The 19,399-nt window shown below is 50.5% G+C and carries 15 protein-coding genes; 14 read left to right on the top strand and 1 reads right to left on the bottom strand.

Annotation, left to right across the window (positions count from 1 at the left end; genetic code table 11):
• The first annotated feature begins 7 nt into the window (after positions 1–7).
• From lnt to GF404_02655, 6 genes are read left to right on the top strand one after another with little or no spacing between them, the layout of a single operon-like run.
• Positions 8–1,636: an apolipoprotein N-acyltransferase gene (gene lnt, locus GF404_02680; GenBank protein ID MBD3381082.1), complete on the top strand. Its 1,629-nt coding sequence runs from the start codon at positions 8–10 to the stop codon at positions 1,634–1,636.
• On the top strand, positions 1,629–3,827 hold the full coding sequence (locus GF404_02675) for a T9SS type A sorting domain-containing protein (protein ID MBD3381081.1): 2,199 nt from the start codon (positions 1,629–1,631) through the stop codon (positions 3,825–3,827). Before lnt ends, GF404_02675 begins: the two co-directional genes overlap by 8 nt.
• The gene (locus GF404_02670) at positions 3,824–4,798 is read left to right on the top strand and encodes a GNAT family N-acetyltransferase (GenBank protein ID MBD3381080.1); all 975 of its coding nucleotides are present in this window, start codon (positions 3,824–3,826) and stop codon (positions 4,796–4,798) included. Before GF404_02675 ends, GF404_02670 begins: the two co-directional genes overlap by 4 nt.
• Positions 4,798–5,859: a glycosyltransferase gene (locus tag GF404_02665; protein MBD3381079.1), complete on the top strand. Its 1,062-nt coding sequence runs from the start codon at positions 4,798–4,800 to the stop codon at positions 5,857–5,859. Before GF404_02670 ends, GF404_02665 begins: the two co-directional genes overlap by 1 nt.
• Positions 5,792–7,108 carry a glycosyltransferase gene (locus tag GF404_02660; protein MBD3381078.1) on the top strand — a complete coding sequence of 439 codons (1,317 nt, stop codon included), beginning with the start codon at positions 5,792–5,794 and terminating at the stop codon, positions 7,106–7,108. Before GF404_02665 ends, GF404_02660 begins: the two co-directional genes overlap by 68 nt.
• Positions 7,105–7,977: a glycosyltransferase gene (locus GF404_02655; GenBank protein MBD3381077.1), complete on the top strand. Its 873-nt coding sequence runs from the start codon at positions 7,105–7,107 to the stop codon at positions 7,975–7,977. The genes GF404_02660 and GF404_02655 overlap by 4 nt, the downstream gene beginning before the upstream one ends.
• On the opposite strand, the gene GF404_02650 is transcribed toward GF404_02655, so the two are convergent.
• On the bottom strand, positions 7,961–10,306 hold the full coding sequence (locus GF404_02650; GenBank protein MBD3381076.1) for a T9SS type A sorting domain-containing protein: 2,346 nt from the start codon (positions 10,304–10,306) through the stop codon (positions 7,961–7,963). The genes GF404_02655 and GF404_02650 overlap by 17 nt on opposite strands.
• 318 nt (positions 10,307–10,624) lie before the next feature.
• Between GF404_02650 and GF404_02645 the strand changes: the two genes are divergently transcribed.
• The 8 genes from GF404_02645 to murD form a co-directional block, all read left to right on the top strand.
• Positions 10,625–11,083: a hypothetical protein gene (locus GF404_02645; GenBank protein ID MBD3381075.1), complete on the top strand. Its 459-nt coding sequence runs from the start codon at positions 10,625–10,627 to the stop codon at positions 11,081–11,083.
• The gene (gene rsmH / locus GF404_02640) at positions 11,073–12,002 is read left to right on the top strand and encodes a 16S rRNA (cytosine(1402)-N(4))-methyltransferase RsmH (protein ID MBD3381074.1); all 930 of its coding nucleotides are present in this window, start codon (positions 11,073–11,075) and stop codon (positions 12,000–12,002) included. Before GF404_02645 ends, rsmH begins: the two co-directional genes overlap by 11 nt.
• 65 nt (positions 12,003–12,067) lie before the next feature.
• On the top strand, positions 12,068–12,460 hold the full coding sequence (locus tag GF404_02635) for a hypothetical protein (protein MBD3381073.1): 393 nt from the start codon (positions 12,068–12,070) through the stop codon (positions 12,458–12,460).
• Positions 12,450–14,468, top strand: a complete 2,019-nt coding sequence (locus GF404_02630; protein MBD3381072.1) for a PASTA domain-containing protein — start codon at positions 12,450–12,452, stop codon at positions 14,466–14,468. The genes GF404_02635 and GF404_02630 overlap by 11 nt, the downstream gene beginning before the upstream one ends.
• Positions 14,464–15,918, top strand: coding sequence for a UDP-N-acetylmuramoyl-L-alanyl-D-glutamate--2,6-diaminopimelate ligase (locus tag GF404_02625; protein ID MBD3381071.1), 1,455 nt, complete (start codon positions 14,464–14,466; stop codon positions 15,916–15,918). Before GF404_02630 ends, GF404_02625 begins: the two co-directional genes overlap by 5 nt.
• Before the next feature lie 18 nt (positions 15,919–15,936).
• Complete coding sequence (gene murF / locus GF404_02620) at positions 15,937–17,331, top strand: UDP-N-acetylmuramoyl-tripeptide--D-alanyl-D-alanine ligase (GenBank protein ID MBD3381070.1); 1,395 nt, start codon at positions 15,937–15,939, stop codon at positions 17,329–17,331.
• Positions 17,331–18,416, top strand: a complete 1,086-nt coding sequence (locus GF404_02615) for a phospho-N-acetylmuramoyl-pentapeptide-transferase (GenBank protein MBD3381069.1) — start codon at positions 17,331–17,333, stop codon at positions 18,414–18,416. The genes murF and GF404_02615 overlap by 1 nt, the downstream gene beginning before the upstream one ends.
• The coding region (gene murD, locus GF404_02610) for a UDP-N-acetylmuramoyl-L-alanine--D-glutamate ligase (GenBank protein MBD3381068.1) at positions 18,329–19,399 on the top strand (1,071 nt) is incomplete at its 3' end. The genes GF404_02615 and murD, both read left to right, overlap by 88 nt.

The raw sequence follows: 19,399 nt of genomic DNA, 5'->3' as shown, positions 1-19,399 counted from the left end.
GATTGCAATGAATAGCGCCCCCTCGCGTGACAATAGCTTTAAGAGAACAGTCAAATCAATCGTTCGCTTTTTCCCATCCCTCGTGCTTGACCCGGGCAGGCGCCTGGTTACCCTGTCAGCGGTTCTGTTTTGCCTGGCTTATCCACCCCTGCCGTTTGGTTTTGTGGCCTATTTCGCGTTGGTGCCCCTGATCATGGCGGTTGCGGGTAAGGGCTTCAAAACCGGATTCGGGCGGGGATACCTGTTCGGTTTTATGCAATCAGCGGTGCTTCTGTACTGGGTTGGTTACGGAATACTTTCCTATGTCAGCTCGGCCAATCTGGAGGGAAGCCCGGGAATCAAGTTTTTCCTGACCTGGATTGCCACCCCCGGAGCGCCGGTTGCGCTGGCATTGATACAGGCATTGTTTATGGCGCTTATGTGTGGCCTGTATGGCTGGCTGTCGGCAAGAGGCAAATACTGGATCGCCACTTTTCCGATCTTGTGGACATCGGTTGAATATGTTCGCACAATGTCCGAATTCGCTTTTCCGTGGGTGGAACTGGCTTACACTCAATCGAAGCTGTTGCCGATGATTCAGACAGCTTCCTGGTGGGGTGACCTGGGGGTCGGATTTTTTATCGCTGTCATCAACCTGCTTGTCTACATGGCCTGGGTCAGTCGAAAAAAGGCCCGCACGCGCGCGGTCCTGTATGGCTCGGGGGCGGGAATTATCCTGCTGTTTTTTTTGATCCATGGCCTGTTATCCGGTTATACGGCAGACGGCTCAAAAGTGAATGTCAGCCTGATTCAGCACAACCTGACTCTCGAGGAAAAATTCAGTGGAAACAGCCTGTCACTGTCGCGCGACCGCCTGACGCACATGACCATGGAAGCCGGGCAGAAAGCAGATCTGGTGATCTTCCCTGAAACCGCGGTACGCGAAATCCTTTTGGGGGGACAGACGCGTATGCACTGGGCTCATCTGGCAAGAACATTGAAAACGAATATTTTGATCGGTACTTTCGACCGCGAACGCCGGGGAGAAAGAAACTGTGATTTTAACAGCGCGGTACAGGTCGATCAGAACGGCAATTATGAGTATGTCCATCACAAACTGAGGCTGGTACCGTTTTCGGAAAAGATACCCTACATACAGCATTTTCCGTTTCTGTGGGATTTTCATTTCGGCCAGTCCGATTTTTGTATGGGGGATTCGATCACGATCTTCCGTATGCGCAAGGGCGATTACGCTGTGATGATCTGTTTCGAGGTCGGATTTGCCGAGCTCAACCGCAGGGCGGTGGACAAAGGCGCTGATTTTCTGGTGACGATTACCAATGATACCTGGTGGGGAAGGTCAGCCGGACCATATCAACATGCCTATATACTTCCATTCAGGTCGGTCGAGAACCGCCGCTGGTTCGCCCGTTCGGCCAACTCCGGATTTTCATTCTTCTGTGATCCCTACGGCAGAATTCATGATCGCAGTGAACTGTTTGAACAGACCTCGGTCAGGGGAGTTATACATACAAACGAAGAGATGACATTTTTTACAAAACATGGTATGTGGCTTCCTAAAATTATTATAATACTTGCGGGCATATTGATTTTGAGTCGTTTTACTTTGGGGGTTGTAAAAAGAGCAGATGCGTAAAATTATATTCTTTCTCATTTCTGTAATGACACTCTTATGCTCGGTCGGGCAGGTACTGGCCTTTGAGTGGAAGACATACACCAGCAGCAAATATATTCATGCTTTGATCGCCGGCAACGAAGTAGTGCTGGCCTCGACTGAAGGCGGTTTGCTGGTAGTCGATCCGGAAACCGGTGCATATTCGAAATTTACCAATACCGAGGGTCTGGGTGACAATCGCCTGCTCTCCTCGGCTTTCGCCGGCGAATGGTATTATTTCGGTAGTAAAGGGGGCTACCTTACCCGCTTCGATTATAACAATACGGAGTTTCGTCAGTACCCCTTCTTTGACCGCGACGGTGATCCGCTCGAGCTGAACTACCTGTTCGCTGACAGTATGGTCTTATGGATTTCCTCCAATGTCGGCCTGTCTTTGTTCGATATCGAGCGCCATGACGGCGAAATCCGCGAGACCTATCGACGCTTCGGTGCGATTGTCCAGGGCACCGGGGTGAACTGCGCGGTGGTCATAAACGATACGATCTGGGTGGCGACCTCAGAGGGGATGGCATATGCTGAAAAATCCGATCCCAACCTGCTCGATTACACGCATTGGACAAGCATTACAACCGAAGATCAAATCGACGGGTTGATTCGTGATGATTTCTCGTTTTTAATCCCGCAGGATCAAAACCTCTGGGCGGTGGCGGACAGCCTGGTGTACCAGATCATCAGGAATTCAAACGGCATCGAAATCGGGCAGACACTCAGCTTTAACTGCGAGGTCAGTGCTGTGGGTAAGTCACAGGACAGCCTCTACTTTGGATGTGTCGATGGCGGGTTGTATTCCTATTACGACGATAGCACGGCCACGCTCACCGGAGCGTCAGTAAGCGGCGCTATAACCGCAATCCTGGTTGACCCGGAGATGGGTTTGATCGTCGGAATTGAGGATGCGGGTATGTTCGCACAATTTGGGCAGGCCTGGAACGGTTATGACATCTCCGGGCCGGCGGAAAACCTCGTGGTGGATGCGGTCGAAGATTTCGCGGGACGGCTGGTTTTTGCTCACAAAGACGGTAAGCTGTCGTTTCTGGATAACAGTGTTTGGACGACGGTGAATATTCCCAGCTCAAACATACTCGACCTTGAAGTCGATGATGTTGGCAATATTTGGGTCGGTACATTTGGCCAGGGTGCATTCAAGGTCGACAGTAATTTCGCTGTAACTCAATACGATGAATCCAACAGCACTCTGATCGGCAATTCCGATCCGGGCGGTCTGGATTACATCGTGATCCAGGATATGCATCTCGACACCGAGGGTGTGTTCTGGTTCGCCTGTTACCGCGGTCATGTTCGCAGGCCGGTTTCGCTTTATTCCCGTGTTACAGATGAATGGTATTTTTACAGCTACCAGGATTTTAACCAGGAAGCCAAGATCATTTCGATCTATTCCGATGGTGATAAGCTCTGGGCCGGGTTCGAGGATGATGGTATCTTCGTCCTCGAGTACGACGATGACCCGTTTTCTCCCACCATGTTGCCGATCGAACACCTGGTCTACTCAAATTCCCTGTTGCCCTCGGAAAATGTGCGCGTGATTACCGCCGACCGCAACGATACACTCTGGATCGGTACCGATGTCGGCGTGGCCTTTTTCGATACCGGCATCGACCGCTTCATCCGAGCGATACTGCCGGTCGGGATAGGACCGCAGGTCAACGATATAGTCTTCGACAGCAGGAACAATATGTGGGTGGCGACTCCCTCCGGGCTGGCTTTGAGTGAGGCTTCCTCGAATGAATTCACATCCTTTACGACAGCCACAAGTGATATCGTGAGCGATAATATTAACGCCCTGCTGTTCGATTCAGAGCGCCGTCTGTGGATCTGCACAGAGAACGGAATTTCGCGCTTGAGCTACGATATCGGGGCTGTCACCGATGATGTCAGCGAAGTTTTCGCCTACCCGAATCCATTTGTTTTGACCTCCTCCGGGGGACGCGTATTTTTTAATTATGAAGGGCAGGTTGAGGTCGAGATCTATAGTCTCGACGGACGCAGGATCGAGACGGTTATGTCCAATTCCGGATGGGATGGCACCAACAGCGACGGCGAGATGGTTGCCAGCGGAATGTATTTGTTTTATATTCGAGATGAGGAAGGAAACAGTCATACCGGGAAAGTGGCTGTTGTCAGAAAACTATGATCGATTTCTACCCGGTCCGGCTGAATCGCCTGGACCGAGACGCCTGGGATAATTTAATTGACAAGCGCGGTAATGTATTTCAGCTCAGCAAGTGGCTCGAGTTGTGGGAGAAGTCTTTTCCGTTTCAGGCTTTTGTCTACCTGGCCGTAGACGGTGATAAAATCGTGGGCGGTATCCCGTTTTGTCAGCGGATGAAATTCCGTTTCAAAGAAGCGTACTCGATGCCGCGCGGGTGCTATGGGGGCGCGGTTGTCGAAGATAACGGAGATATCGAATTGCGCCAGAAACTCGAAAGCGAGTTCACCTATTGGTGTATGCGCGAAAAATTCACCCGCGTCAACATAGTCCAGTTCTCTCCTGAATTGAACACTAACCTGCATGCCTACGATGTCAATCCCAAATACACTCATGTACTCAACCTGAAGTATTCCTCCGATGAACAGCTTGCGCGCCTGAGAAGATCGCATAAACGCAATATTCCCGATGAGGACAGCCATAGCTTTGAATTTTCGGATGTCAGTTCGCTCGATGATGTCGAGGATTATTTCGACCTGATACAGGCCACCGCCACCCGCCAGGGCCGTAAGCCTCATTATCGGATCGAATTCTTCCGTGCGTTGTTTGATATTTTCTATGGCAGTCCCAAGCTGTTCTGGCCAAAAGTGACATTTCATGGCAGGACGATTTCATCGGGAATTTTTTTCGTGCATCGAAAATCAACATTTTGCTGGTATGCTGTTTCCAACCAGACCGCCTTTGAGCAAAACGCGAATTTTTTCCTGTTCTGGGAATCAATAAAAATAATGAAACAGAAGGGTGTTGAAACTTTGAACTTCGGTTCCGGCCCGCAGAATAAAAAAGGGCTGAATCGCTTCAAGACCGGCTGGGGAACAGACCGAGTAAATTATTTTGAATACAACTACCAGAGACCGCTTTCGCGGCTGGCCGGCAAGGTCAGGAGAATGTTCTGATGCGGTTTCTTATCGCCGGCGATATTCGCGCCATCCACCTGGTACGCTACGCTGAATATTTCAGAAACAAGGGCCACCAGGTGGCGACCCTGTCGCTTGAAAAATCAAAAGATTATAAAGCTGATTTCCAGATCCCGGCCTCCAGACTTCCCCAGTTTTTAAAGTACCCGCTGGCTTTTAAGAGCTTCAAGAAAGCAATCGCGGATTTCAAACCCGATCTTTTGAACTGCCATTTTATACCGAACTACGGTCTCTTGGGTGTGATGAGCAGGTTCAGACCGCTGGCTGTCAATGCCTGGGGATCTGATGTTTTGATTTCGGCCGACAACAGCTGGTTTCATCGTAAGCGTGTCAAGCATGTTCTCACCAACGCAGATATGATTGTTACCGATGCCGCGATGCTGACCGAACAGGTAAGTAAGTTATCCGATTGGAAAAATCAGGTCATCACCGTTCCCTTCGGGATCGATAGGGATGTGCTCGAAAATGGAAAGCAGGCCGGGTTCTCTTCTGATGAGTCTGTGGTCCTGATATCGACCCGTCAGCTCGAACCGCTCTACATGGTTTCCGATCTACTGGAGGCGGTATCAATCTTACCGGACAAAATGATTAATAAAACGATTGTGGTTGGAGGTGGCAGTCAGGATAATGATCTGCGCCAGGCAGTCGCAGAACTCGGTCTGAAGAAAGTCGATTTTACCGGGAGAGTGCCACATAAGCAGGTCTTCGATGAACTTCACAGGGCTGACATCTACGTTTCCTGCTCCAGGTCGGATTCTACCTCGGTTTCACTTCTTGAGGCTATGGCTTCCGGGCTGTTTCCGGTGGTAAGCGATATTGAGGGCAACCGTGAATGGATTGAGCATGGGCAGAACGGCCTGCTTTTTGACGTGGGCGATATCGAAGCATTGGCCCGTATGCTCCGCTGGGCGGCCGAGAACCCATCACTGAGAGCGAGAGCCCGTAAGTATAATTTCGACCTGATTGAAAAAAATGCTGTCTGGGAAAACAACATGGCCACGGTCGAGGAGGAGTTCGAGCGTCTTGCCGGAAAAACCTAAGAAGGTTCTGCTGATAGCTTACTATTTCCCACCCATGGGTTTGGGGGGAGTCCAGCGTGCCCTTGCAATAGCACGTTACCTGTCAGGAATAGGCTGGCAGGTGATGGTCCTGACTTCCGATTTTAATGATTACCCGATTCTGGATCGAAGCCTGGCTGATAAGCTTCCCGCTGATGTCGAAGTGATTTCGGTAGCCGATCCGGTCAGTATGGGAAAGCAGGTCAAGGATGAAAACAGCTATGTCCTGTCTCGTAAAAACAATTTTTTGCGACGCTTCATGCGAGTACCTGACAGCCGTTTGTTCTGGGCCAACAATGTATATGGCAAATGCCTGAAAAAAGTACGAGCTTTCGCTCCGGACTGGATAATTTCAACATCGCCTCCTCCGTCGGTGCATCTATTGGCCCGCAGGCTCAAACTTGAACTGAAGTCCGGCTGGCTGGCCGACTTTCGCGATCCCTGGGCCGGGGACAACCAGCCTGAACTGACATTTCTGCACGGCCTGCTGAACCGCACTATGGAAGCGAAAACTATGAAGGATGCTGACCTGGTTACCGCGGTCACCGCAGAACACAGCCTTGACCTGAAGCGGAGATATCAGGCCTATGCCGACAAGATTCACCATATTCCCAACGGCTACGATCCCATTGATTTCCGCGATATCGCAGAATGCCTGCCCGATGAATTCGTGATCGCTCATGGAGGCACCCTGGTCAATTATGATTATGCCGGATTGTTTATTGATGCCCTGGTGCGTCTTGCTGATGAATCCGAAGAATTCAAAAAACGCTTTCGCTTTCATCAGATCGGTTCACTGACCGAGCCGATTCATAAACTACTCAAATCTGATGTTTCTTCGACAATAGATGTCGAGTTCTCAGGCTACCTGAGCCATCGAAAGACACTGCGTGAACTTGGCGGAGCGTCGGCTTTAGTGGTCTTCAGCGGGGTAGCTGAAGGTGTGGAATTGAATATGCCGGGTAAGCTCTATGAAGCATTGTATTTCGATAAACCGCTTTTGGCGATGTTCAGGCAGTCTTCTCCCGCTATGGGTGTTATCACCGGTTTGGCGGAGGTGTATCATCTCGATCCCGAAGATAAGGAGCAGATCCGCAGTCAGGTAAAAACGCTGTTCGAGAAGCACATCTCCGGCAATCTCAGGATCGAGTCTCGCCGCGATCAGATCAGTCAATACAGTCGTAAGGCACAAACCGAGCGTATGGCTGATCTTATGGGGCGCCTGAGATGAAGATTTCGGTCGTGATTCCGGTCTTCAACGGGATGGGGGTACTCGAGGACTGCCTTGACGCACTACTTGATTATACCGGCCGGCACGAGCTTCAGATCATCGCCATCGATGATTTTTCAACCGATGGCAGTCGCCATTATCTGCGCGATCAAAACGGTATAATCTCGCTGTTTAATGATCGCAATTATGGTTACGCTCATACGGTTAACTCCGGTTTGAAGCATGCCGGGGGAGAAGCCGTGCTGTTTTTGAATCAGGATACTGTCATTGAAGGTGAGGCGATCGACATACTGGCGGACAAATTGTTTTCCGATCCGGAGTATGGGATAGTTGCTCCAAAACTGCTGAATCCGGACAGCAGTCGCCAGCTCTCGATTCGATCATTCCCGAACCATCTCGACATCATCAGCCACCACCTCGGATTGCATCTCTTATTTCCCGCAAATCGAATCATCAATAAATGGAAGATGCCCTGGTTCGACTATGATAGTGAGGCGGAAGTTATGCAACCTATGTTCTCGGCGGTTTTGATACGCCGCGAGGTTGTAAATCATGTGGGTTTATTGGATGAGCGCTTTCCGCTGTTTTTCAATGATGTCGACTACTGCCGCAGGGTCCTTGCCGCCGATTACAAGATCATCTACATACCATCGGCAACGGTAATCCATCAGCATGGTCAGGCAACTTCGCAGAATGCCATGCGTTCGGTCTACTTACAGCACAAGGCGTTTATTGATTATCTTACCGGGTACTATAAGGGGATAAGGTACCTGATCCCCAATTTATTCTGTTCAATAATATTGGTTTTTTCGGCCCATCTGCGTGCGCTTTACCGGGGAGTCAAAAGGGTTTTTACTTCAAGAGCATAAGCTTTTTCGACCGGATCGCGGTTGAGGTCATGACGCGATAGAAATAGACACCGCTGGAATATTCAGACAGGTCGAGTTCGATTTCATGACGGCCGCTTTCCCGCATACCCAGGTCACTCTTATAAACAGTCTGGCCCAGCAGGTTGTAAACCGACAGCCTGACATGATCAGGAGCGGGCAGATCGAAGCTGATGGTGGTGGTCGGGTTGGCCGGGTTTGGGTAGTTCTGGTACAGAGTGAAGCCATCAGGAAGCACATCGGCATCATCATCGGCATCCAGTACGATCGATGTCTCCAATGTATCCGCGAAGGGGATACAGCCCGGTTTGCTGACAGTTAACACGACGCTGGAATCATAGCTACTGTTAAAAGCGACCACTGCCTTGCCGGAAGCATCGGTATAATCCAAAAAATAGTTTTCATCGTCGCTGACAACCGTAACCATCGCGCCGCCCACCGGCTGACCGTTGGAATTGACCGAGACATTGAAACTGTTGTTTCCCGAACTTATATTGTCTGGTCGATCGACAGCCAGGCTTTGAGGGGCTTCTGTCCAGACGGCCAGTGACGGATCGCCGAACAGGTTGAGGCCGTAGTTGAGATCGCGATAATGTGAATAGTTCAGTTTTGAATAGAGGTTGGCAGGGCCCAGGCGGTTATCGCTGTTATAGATGTAATCTATAAAATCCTGTCCCAGTTTATATGAACTGGATACCCACCCGTAGCGTGTGTTTCCGATAAAAGCACAGGCACCGCGGTTTTCCAGAATCAGCATCGTTTCAGCCACGCATCGTCCGGAATTGCGCGGTGAGTTGTCGAGATCGAACCCGCCCTGCGAGCAGGCTACCGAGTAGAATATTCCGGGCTGGCCATAATTTGACAGGTCCTCCAGGTATCCGTAGTTGGGATTGACGACTTCACCGCCCCAGACGAAAGTCTTGGGCCAGTTGTTGTAGCCGGAGGATTTTGTCACGAACCCTTCACACGCGCCATGAGCCAGTACCAGCGCGAAATTCCAACCCCCGGAATAAAGCTCGATATATTCGGTGGCATACGGACCGCTCGGGCTGGCATCGATACCCGAGGGAGCTTCTGCCATTGAATTCAGATCTACATATATATTATCCGGGAAATAATCCGCAATCAAGCTCTCCTGGCCCTGTCCCAGATTCCAGTCGCGCATCTGGTCCGAAGAAGCGATCAAGGCCTTCTCTATGAAATCACCCTCGATCACAGCCCCGGATTCATAGGCGATGGATTTGTCGATCACGATTCTGGCTTCCTGGCTGTCACGCACCGGCATCCGGCCCACCAGCAGTTCCGGCTGGAGATCGGGATTGTCATGGGAGGGTTCGCCCCAGACACCGTCACCATCGACATCCCATTCACCGCTCAGGTCGGCATAGTACAAGTCGGAGGCATGCACATAGTCATAGGGAACCGGCTGGTTCGTATTGGCGGCGTACAATCCGCGCACCGGTACGATCGTCTCGTCGCCGCCGATCAACAACCAGTCAGCACCGGCATTGTAGGCAGTCTTGAGATAGTTGCGAATTTTCTCCTGCAGATCGATTCCCGCCTGTTCGGCTTCGATATCCTCGACCAGTTTGACTTTGCAGGTGTAACCAAGCGACCTTTTGAACAGTGCGAGCCGTTTAAATTCTTGCGCCATTTCCGAGTTAGTGATAATGATATATTCTGTATAGTTGCTGAATCCACCGGACATTCCGGACTTGAAATATCCTTTGCTCTGGATCGGTTTTCCGCCCTCTAAGCTGTTTGTTACAGTTTTTACGGGGGACGAAATCCGCTCGAAATCAGCGACATAGTGGGCGCTGTCAACAAATTCTATTTCAAGTTCAAATTTTACAACAAAGCGGTTGTTTACAAACGGCACGATTAGCAGATCGTAATAGCTTATGTCGCTTGTGAATCTATGAACCAGGTCATACTCGAATCCTGCCAGTTTCGCACCGTTTAAACCCGGTAGATCAGACAGGCTGATTTCCGCTTCAGAACTGGTAATCCGGTCAATGTACTTGATCTGGTCCAGGCTTGTGGAAGACATCTCAACCGCTTCTACCACATTGATTTTTATAAGTTGCGGATGCTTTTGGGCCGGACATTCAAAGCTGAAGCAATAAGCTGGCAGACCTTCCTGATTGAGATTGTAACTCCACTGCTTCGAATTGAGACAGTACTCTCTCCATTCTGATGGTGACAGCTGGTGAATTTCCCGGCTCAAGTCGATCTCGTAGCGTTCACTTTCCGCGAACGCGTTGACGTAAAACATGAATATAACAACTGTAAAAAGAAAAACCCTTCTCATACACACCCACCTTGTTGTTGCCGCCCTGACTATTGCAAGCAGTTTGCCGATCCGGGAGATTTCTGTTTGCTATTTTATTGGCGCTCTAAGTTGTTGCAGTAAATAGCATTAAGTTGTTGGGTTAATTTTGCGGTTTTTTAGCGTTTCAACCTGATTAATCTGATTCGCGCTAAATTGTAGGATCAGTCCCATAGTGTTCAGGAGCTTAACTTTTTTTGCAAGTTAAATTTATGTTTTTTCTTGACTGTGGTTCTCTCTGGTGTATTTTGGTGAATGAGAGTGAATTTTGGGGAATTCTGGTGATTTTGGAGATGCAGGTTGATCGGTTATACCGGGAAATATCTGGTTACGATGGACGACAACGGTCGTCTGGCTATCCCCGCCAAGCTTCGTAAGGCCCGGCCGCTCGGAGTTTCCCCCAAGAAACAAGTCAAGGATTACGTTTTGTCGAAATGGCTGGACGGCTGTCTGGGGCTTTTTATCCCCGATGAATGGACGCGCAAGCTGGAGGAGATGTTTGCCGAGAAATCGTCCATGGACCGTAGCCAGCGCGTGCTTAGTCGCCACTTGTCTCCCAACACCTATACGGTGACACCTGACAGCCAGGGTAGAATCACAATTCCCAGGGATTTGATCGGAGAGGCCAAACTGCAAAAGGACGCGCTCGTATTTGGTGCAACACAGCATATTGAGATCTGGAATCCGGATGAGTTCAAGAAATTCCTTTCGAGCAATATGAGTTTTGAAGAATCAGCGGATCAGTTATTTGGAAGCTGAGGATAGATTTCACGTGCCCGTCATGGGCAAGGAAGTAATAGAGCTATTAATCGATGATCCAGATGGTATTTATATCGACGGAACTGCCGGCAATGGCGGTCATACGCGTTTGATAGTGGATGAGCTGTCTGAAAATGGTAGAGTTATTGCCTGTGATCTGGATCGGAGGATGCTTGAGATGGCCGAAAAAAGGCTGGGGAGTATGTCGAGCAGGGTAGAGTTTCAAAATTGCGGATATCATCAGGTGGCCGAACAGATACCGTCCGACTACCTGCCGATCTCCGGATATCTTCTGGATCTGGGAATCTGCTCAGTCCAGCTCGATCGACAGCTGGGATTTGCCTTCAAGGCAGACAATCCCCTCGATATGCGTTTCGATTCCGGCGCGCCGTTGACGGCCGCGGATATCGTCAACACGTATTCTTATCGGGAGCTCAAACAGCTCTTCCGGGAGTACGGCGAGTTGAAGCAGGCTTCCCGGATCGCTGAAGAAATTTGCGAATATCGCCAGCGGGAGTCGATTGAAACCACCCGCCAGCTGGCTTCGATTGTCGCACAGTTTTTTCCCCAAAACCGCCGCAGCAAGGGCCTGGCCCAAATCGGGCAGGCACTCAGGATCGCAGTTAACAATGAGCTGGACAACCTCAAACAGGGACTGGCATCCCTGACTGGTTCGCTTAAAAGCGGGGGGAGAATGGTTGTCATCAGCTATCATTCGCTTGAAGACAGAATAGTAAAAAATTTCATACGATCGCACAGCCGGGAATCCGGTTTGCCGCCTGAATTAGAAGAGGTGCTGGACAGAAGGGATTTCAGATTGAAAAACCTTACTTCCAAAGCGATGACTGCCTCCCGAGAGGAGCTTGAGGTCAACAAGCGTGCGCGCAGCGCGCGGCTAAGGGCAGCGGCGAAAGTATGAAGGGCGCATCAAACCAAAGCTGAGCAGGGAGCTTTGGGCGGCTCCCTGCTTTTGGTTCTATTTTTATGAAAAAACTGAAACCGGCTCTCAAAAAGACAGCTATCGTTTTGGCGGCCCTGGGAGTGGCCTACCTGTTCATCTGGCAGAGAATCGCTCTCCAGTCAATCTCGGCAGATATTCGCCGGATGGAATCCGAGGTAAGGTATCTCGAAAAGAGCCGCGATTTCCAGAAAAGCGAAATCACCCGCCATTTCTCGCTGGAAAATATTCGCCGCAGGGCTTCCAGTGAACTGGATATGGTGGCCAGCCACCCCAAGGAAATCATTTTCTATTCCGACTCCCTGCTGAAGCTTTTGAAGCAAAATGACAGTACCGAATTGATCAATATAGATGAACTAAAACCCGAGTCCGATACACTGCGTTCAAGCATGGAGGGAACAGAGTCGCATGAAGGCTGAACCGCTCAAATCTTCACGTTTTATCATATTCTTCACGATCGTCCTGGTGGGGTTTGCAGTTCTCTACGGTCGTTTTTTTCATATCCAGATCGTCCGTGGCAATGACTTCAGTCGCCAGTTTAAAAACCAGTGTCGTCAGGATCTTCCGATCAAGGCCCGCCGTGGCACGATTTACGACTGTAACGGCAACGTGCTGGCATACTCAGTCGAGGTGGAAAACTTCTATGTGAGCACTGATTCGCTCCAGCTTCTCGATGAAATAGCCGACAGGGTTGCGCCTCTTTTGGGTAAGTCAGAACGCAGTCTGCGCGGGTTTTTACGCAAACGGGCCGGCAGGAGAACATACCTGGTCAAGAAGTGCGATCCCGAACTGTGTGACAAAATTCGTGCCCTAAATCTAAAGGCGATCAAATCGGAGACCGATTTCGTGAGGCTCTATCCATACGGTTCCACCGCGGCTGATCTTCTCGGCTATGTCAACCACGACCACTACGCCAAAGCTGGTGCAGAACTGTACTGTGACAGGTACCTGAGCGGTATAGACGGGGTACGATCGTATTTGCGGGACGGGCGCGGGGGATTGTATCCATTGACCAGCCAGCCGGAGATTCCGGCTGTCGACGGTGAGGATGTCTATTTGACGATCGACATAGAATACCAGCAGATTTTGGAAGAAGAGGTCCGCGCCGCAGTCGAGAAATGGGATGCGCTGGCGGGAACTGCAGTTTTGATAGATCCCGAAAGCGGTCGAATACTTGCAATGTGCAATGTACAGCCGAACCATCCCGTCGAACACACCAGGATCCCGAAAGTCTCGGCGATCTGTGATCTCTTCGAGCCGGGCAGTACCTTCAAAACGATCGTGTTCGGTGCACTTTTAGAAGAGGACTTAATCGATCTGGAGGATACGATCTGGGCCGGCCACGGCGAATTTCGCTTTAACAATATCAGGGTCAGAGATGATAAAGAACTCGATACAATAACCCAGGCTGAAGCCTTTATACTTTCCAGCAATGTCGCCACCGGGCGCTTGGCGCTCAGGCTCGGACCCAAAAAGCTCTTTCGGTATGCCTGTGAATTTGGATTCGGTCTTTCCTCCGGACTCGAGTTTCCCGGCGAACCGTCCGGCAGACTGCATGAACCCGAGGTCTGGTCGGAATACTACTGCGCCATGCTCTCGATCGGACATGAGGTTTCAGCTTCAGCTCTGCAGATGGCGCGCGTGTTTGGAGTGGTGGCCTCCGATGGAATCATGATGAAACCAATGCTGGTGGAGAAAGTGGTCTCGAGGCATGGTTCCGCAATCAAAAAATTTTACCCCGAAATTCAAAAACGCATTTTCTCACCGGAAGCGACTGCACAGCTTCAAGAGCTGTGCGAACTTGTGGTCGACACCGGCACCGCTCATTATGCCTTAACTGACGGTATCACTTTTGCCGGCAAAACCGGGACCGCTGAAAAACCGGATCCCGAAGGTGGCTACGATAAATCCCGTTACATGGCTTCTTTTGGAGGTTACTTCCCGCGTGAAAATCCCCGCTTTGCCGCAATCGTTGTAATAGATGAACCGGAAAAGATCAATTACGGCGGGATCACAGCCGGGCCTGCATTTGCGCGGGCCGCGAAACGGATTGTGGAGCTTGAACAAAGACGCAATCAGCCCCCATTGGAATTCGCCACCCCTCCGGAGGAAATCTTCCGGGATAGTAGTAACTCGCTGTTCAATAAGGAGATAGATTCCCGGACCGATAAGCCTGAAGGAATCACGCACACCAGCCGATCTATCAGTATAAACGCCGAACTGGACTCGAATGCTGTTTTTCTGCCGAATTTAAGGGGTTTGTCTGCCCGTAAAGCTGTACAAAAAGTGATTGAACTTGGATTGGCCTGTTCGATCGAGGGTAACGGCGATGTCATCGAATCCTTACCCGAAGGTAATAGTTATATCTCGCGCGATGAGTCCATCAGGCTGATATGCAAATTAAAAGACGGGGAGGTGCGCCATTAAAGTATCCGAACTAATCAGTATACTGCCGGAGAAAGAAGTCAAAGGTGATCCCGAAATCGAGATCGCAAAAATAGAATATGATTCGCGCCTGATCAATCCTGAAGATATGTTCGTGGCCATGATCGGATCGATTCAGGATGGTCATGAGTTCATTGATCATGCTATCAAAGAGGGGGCTGATGCGATTGTATGCCAAAAAGATGGCGACTACGATGCCAAATGCGTAATCAAGGTTCCGGACGCGCGTCATGCCCTGTCTCTTCTGGCCGCCCGATTTTATAATTTCCCGTCACGCAAGCTCAAGGTGGCCGGAATCACCGGCACCAACGGCAAGACCACTACCGTCTACATGGTCAAGTCGATATTCGACCAGCGGATGAAGCGTTCCGGTCTTATCGGCACGATCGAATACATGGCCGGAAGCTATCAGTTTAAGGCTTTCAATACCACGCCCGAATCTCTGCACCTGGAAAGGCTGATGTCGATTATGCTCCAGGAGCGACTCCGCAATGTTATTATGGAGGTCTCTTCGCACGCACTCAAAACAGGCCGGGTCCGGATGATTGATTTCAATGTGGTGGCGCTTACTAACCTGACTCAGGATCATCTCGATTTTCACGGCGCTATGGAGGAATACCGTGAAGCAAAAGCCCTGCTTTTTGACAAGGTCAAGGGCAAGGATAAGTGGGCGGTGCTTAATATGGATGATCCCAATTATGATTTTTTCCTGGCTCGCGCGGAATCCTCGTACCTGGCTTACTCGATGGAAAATCCGAAGGCGGATGTCCGCATCGGCCAGGTTGAAAAAGTGGACGACGGTTTTACATTTCTACTGTATACGCCCCTGGGAGATGTCGAAGTTCACCTGAAGTTAAACGGTCGTTTCAACCTGAACAACGCGCTCTGTGCCGCTTCCGTAGCGCTGGCTTCCGGTGTCGATCCGCACACTATCAAGCGCGGGCTGGAAGCGATGACATTTGTGCCCGGACGGATGGAGCCGGTTCATCTCGATAAAGATTACAAAGTATTCATAGATTATGCTCATACGCCTGACGCATTGTCACATGCGATGAAATCTGCCAAGGAACTTGCCGATGAAAAACGTCTGATTGCCGTCTTTGGATGTGGCGGTGATCGTGACAAGGAGAAACGTCCGCTGATGGCCAAAGCAGTCTCGGAGTTTGCCGATGTGGTCGTTTTGACAACCGATAACCCGCGCACAGAGGACCCCCAGTCGATTCTGGCTGATGCCGAGAAGGGGCTGAATTCCTCCAGGGAAGCGCATGTTATCGGTGACCGCAGGGAGGCTATCGCCAAGGCACTCGAACTTGCCCAAACAGGCGATATAGTCGTGATTGCGGGCAAAGGTCACGAGGACTACCAGATTGTCGGCAAGGACAAAATGGATTTTGATGATCGTGTTATAGTGCGGGAGGTGACCCAGACATAGGATTGGAATAAGCCGAAGGTGATAACAGGGAAGTTAGGCGACCTCAAAAAAATACTCGATGCGGAGATTATCGGAGAACCCGCGGAAGAGATAGCATTCAACGGTCTTTCGATCGACAGCCGGACGATTGAACAGGGTAACCTGTTTGTGGCGATCAAAGGCGATTATAATGACGGGCACAGGTATGTCGAACCGGCCGGTAAAAATGGCGCCGCGCTGTTTCTGGTCGAAAAGAATTCTATCTCCGACCTTCCTGAAAAAATCAAACCGCGCGCAGTAGCGGTAGATGATACCAAACTCGCATTGCGCCGGCTTGCTCTCTGGTGGAAACATAAATTCTCCCCCGCGATAGTTGCACTTACAGGCACCAACGGCAAAACCACAACCAAGGAAATCATCGCCGACTGCCTTGCCGTAAAGTACAATGTTTTCCGCTCACCCGGCAATTTCAACAACCTCTATGGAATACCGCTTTCCCTGGCGATGCTCAATGACACCCATGATATCTGCGTACTGGAGCTGGGCATGAGCTACCCGGGAGAGATCGCCACCCTGACCGAAATGGTCGATCCTGATTATGCCCTGATCACTAATATCGGCCCCGCTCATCTGGAAACGATGGGGTCGCTTGAAAATATCGCTAAAGCCAAATTTGAGATCCTCGAGCACAGTTCAGAATCGACTGTCACGTTCTTCAACCTCGACAACTCATTTTTGAAAGACAGGTTTGAGTCTGAAGTTCGGGAGAAGGTCAGTTTCGCGGTCAATAGTCCTGCCGATATACGTCCGGCACGATTCTCTTCTAACAGCTATGGGCGCGTAATATTTGAGCTCAGCGGAGAGTCGATTCATCTCCAGGCTTCGGGACTGCACAACCTCTATAACGCCCTGGCCGCCTGCGCGGTGGCCGGCCGGATCGGTCTGTCGATTGCAGAGATCAAGCCGGCCCTGGAAGCTTACCGGGGCAGATCATCGCGCATGGAAGTGGTCAAGCTCACCAATGTGACATTAATCGATGACAGTTACAATGCCAATCCGACTTCAATGAGTTATGCCTTGAAGGTTTTGCATGATATTGACGAGGGCGGCCGAAAAATCGCTTTTCTGGGTGACATGAAAGAACTGGGCAGGCAGGAGCTAAAACTGCATGAGCAGGTCGGAAGGATGGTGGCTGAAAACAAACCGGATGTGCTTATAACCGCCGGTAAGCTGGCGCTCAAGATTGCCAACGGGGCGGTCGCCTGTGGCTACGATGATAACAAAATCGAGAGTTTCGCTACCACCGATGAAGCCGCGAAATGCCTCATGGAAACGATCATGGAAGGCGACATCATTCTGGTCAAGGCCTCACGCGCGATGAGATTCGACAAGGTGGTCGCTGAATTAAAATCCAGACTGATAGGAGAAATCTGATGTTTTACGAACTATTCTATGACATGACTGACAGCATCAGTTTCTTCAATATCTTTCGCTACATAACATTCCGGACCGCTGCGGCGACTATCACTGCGCTTATGATATCGCTCCTGGTAGGGCCTTTCATCGTACGCTATCTGAAATCCAGCATGGTCACCGAAAAGATTCGAAAAGAGGGACCGCAGTCGCATTACACCAAGGAAGGTACTCCCACGATGGGCGGAATCATCATACTGACAGCCATAATAATTCCAACTCTCCTGTGGGCGGATCTGCACAGCCGTTTCGTGCAGTTGATTCTTTTGGTAACTGTCTGGCTCGGTATCCTGGGTTTCATGGATGACTACATGAAAGCTATCATGAAAAAGCCCAAGGGTATGGTCGGAAAATACAAGCTTTTGGGGCAGATCCTGCTGGGACTGGTTTTTGGGACGATTCTGTACTATTCACCGCCTGACCCGGAATTCAACGGTTTTACCGAGATACCGTTTTTAAAGGAATACGTCCTCAGTTTCGGCATTTTATTTATTCCGTTCGTGATACTGGTCCTGACCGCCTCATCGAACGCTGTCAACCTGACCGATGGGCTTGACGGCCTTGCGATCGGATTGACCGGAATGAGTTTTCTGGCTTTTGCCGGATTTGCCTATGTCACCGGGCGGGCGGATTTTTCGAGTTATCTCGGCATTAGTTTCTTCGAAGGCGCCGGCGAACTGACTATCTATTGCGGGGCGGCAATCGGTGCCGGGCTCGGATTCTTATGGTACAACAGCCATCCCGCGCAGGTCTTCATGGGAGATACCGGAGCTCTGGCTCTGGGCGGAGGCCTGGGAGCGGTGGCTATACTTTTGAAAAAAGAATTACTGTTATTGATAGTGGGAGGAGTCTTTGTTGCAGAGGCGCTCTCTGTCATTTTGCAGGTTATCTCATACAGGCTATGGGGTAAGCGGATTTTCAAAATGGCTCCTCTCCACCATCATTTTGAATTGAGCGGATGGCCGGAACAGAAAGTTGTGGTTCGTTTCTGGATACTGGGAGCATTATGCGCACTCTTGACTTTGAGCACATTAAAGATCAGATAAATTTTATGCGGGTTGACAGGGTTTTAAATCGTACAGTCGGTATAATCGGCATGGCTCGTTCAGGGCTGGCGGCCGCCAGGCTTGTCAAACGGCTGGGGGGACGGCCGTTTGTATCCGACTTTCAGGATGAAGACAAGCTCTCCTCCCAAATCGCCGAACTCAGGCAGTATGAGATCGAGTATGAGGCCGGAGGTCATTCCGACCGTCTCCTTGAGAATGTCGATTACCTGGTGGTGTCGCCCGGTGTGCCCGGAGATATCCCGATTATCCTGACCGCCGAATCGTGCGGGGTGCCGGTGTTTTCCGAGCTGGAACTGGCTTATTGGATGTGTGACGCTCACCTGGCGGCGATTACAGGTTCCAATGGTAAAACAACTACGACCTCACTTCTGGGAGAGATCTTCAAAGCTGCCGGTTTTGAATCTGCCACGGCCGGGAATATCGGCTACCCGCTCTCAGAAGTCAGCGACAGCCTCTCGGCCAAGGCCTGGGTCTCTCTGGAAGTTTCGTCTTTCCAGCTTGAAAGGATTTTTGAGTTCCGCCCCGAGATCGGCATGATCTTGAACCTGACCCCGGATCATCTGGATCGTTATGGTCGCTTTGAAGATTACGCCGAGACCAAACTGCGGATCGCTGAGAATATGTCAGCCCGGGACAATCTGATCGTCAATGCCGATGACGATTATCTCTGTAAGCTGGCAGATGATTTCCCTGTCAGGAAAGTATACTTTTCCCGGGCCCGGAAAACTCTGCCGGGAGTTTACCTGGAAGGTGATGAAATAAAATATAAAATAGATGAAATGACAGGCAGCCTTGGAACAGTCGAGAGGATCTCGATTCCCGGACCTCATAATCTCGAGAACGCCATGGCCGCCGGTGCCGCCGCGCTTCTGGCAGGTGTCCCTGCGGAAACGATAAGTGACGTATTTGAACAATTTCCAGGGGTGGAACACAGGCTTGAATATGTGGCCACTATCGATGGT

The sequence above is a fragment of the Candidatus Zixiibacteriota bacterium genome (assembly GCA_014728145.1).
In the GTDB taxonomy this organism is placed as follows: domain Bacteria; phylum Zixibacteria; class MSB-5A5; order JAABVY01; family JAABVY01; genus WJMC01.
The sequence above is the reverse complement of the archived record's forward strand: the minus strand, read 5'-3'. Positions and strand labels throughout refer to the sequence as shown.

What these genes read in the sequence shown, in the direction of transcription:
- lnt (MBD3381082.1), top strand. Translation starts at nt 8, where the DNA reads ATGAATAGCGCCCCCTCGCGTGACAATAGCTTTAAGAGAACAGTCAAA.
- GF404_02675 (MBD3381081.1), top strand. Translation starts at nt 1,629, where the DNA reads ATGCGTAAAATTATATTCTTTCTCATTTCTGTAATGACACTCTTATGC.
- GF404_02670 (MBD3381080.1), top strand. Translation starts at nt 3,824, where the DNA reads ATGATCGATTTCTACCCGGTCCGGCTGAATCGCCTGGACCGAGACGCC.
- GF404_02665 (MBD3381079.1), top strand. Translation starts at nt 4,798, where the DNA reads ATGCGGTTTCTTATCGCCGGCGATATTCGCGCCATCCACCTGGTACGC.
- GF404_02660 (MBD3381078.1), top strand. Translation starts at nt 5,792, where the DNA reads ATGCTGTCTGGGAAAACAACATGGCCACGGTCGAGGAGGAGTTCGAGC.
- GF404_02655 (MBD3381077.1), top strand. Translation starts at nt 7,105, where the DNA reads ATGAAGATTTCGGTCGTGATTCCGGTCTTCAACGGGATGGGGGTACTC.
- GF404_02650 (MBD3381076.1), bottom strand. Translation starts at nt 10,306, where the DNA reads ATGAGAAGGGTTTTTCTTTTTACAGTTGTTATATTCATGTTTTACGTC.
- GF404_02635 (MBD3381073.1), top strand. Translation starts at nt 12,068, where the DNA reads ATGAAAAAACTGAAACCGGCTCTCAAAAAGACAGCTATCGTTTTGGCG.
- GF404_02630 (MBD3381072.1), top strand. Translation starts at nt 12,450, where the DNA reads ATGAAGGCTGAACCGCTCAAATCTTCACGTTTTATCATATTCTTCACG.
- GF404_02615 (MBD3381069.1), top strand. Translation starts at nt 17,331, where the DNA reads ATGTTTTACGAACTATTCTATGACATGACTGACAGCATCAGTTTCTTC.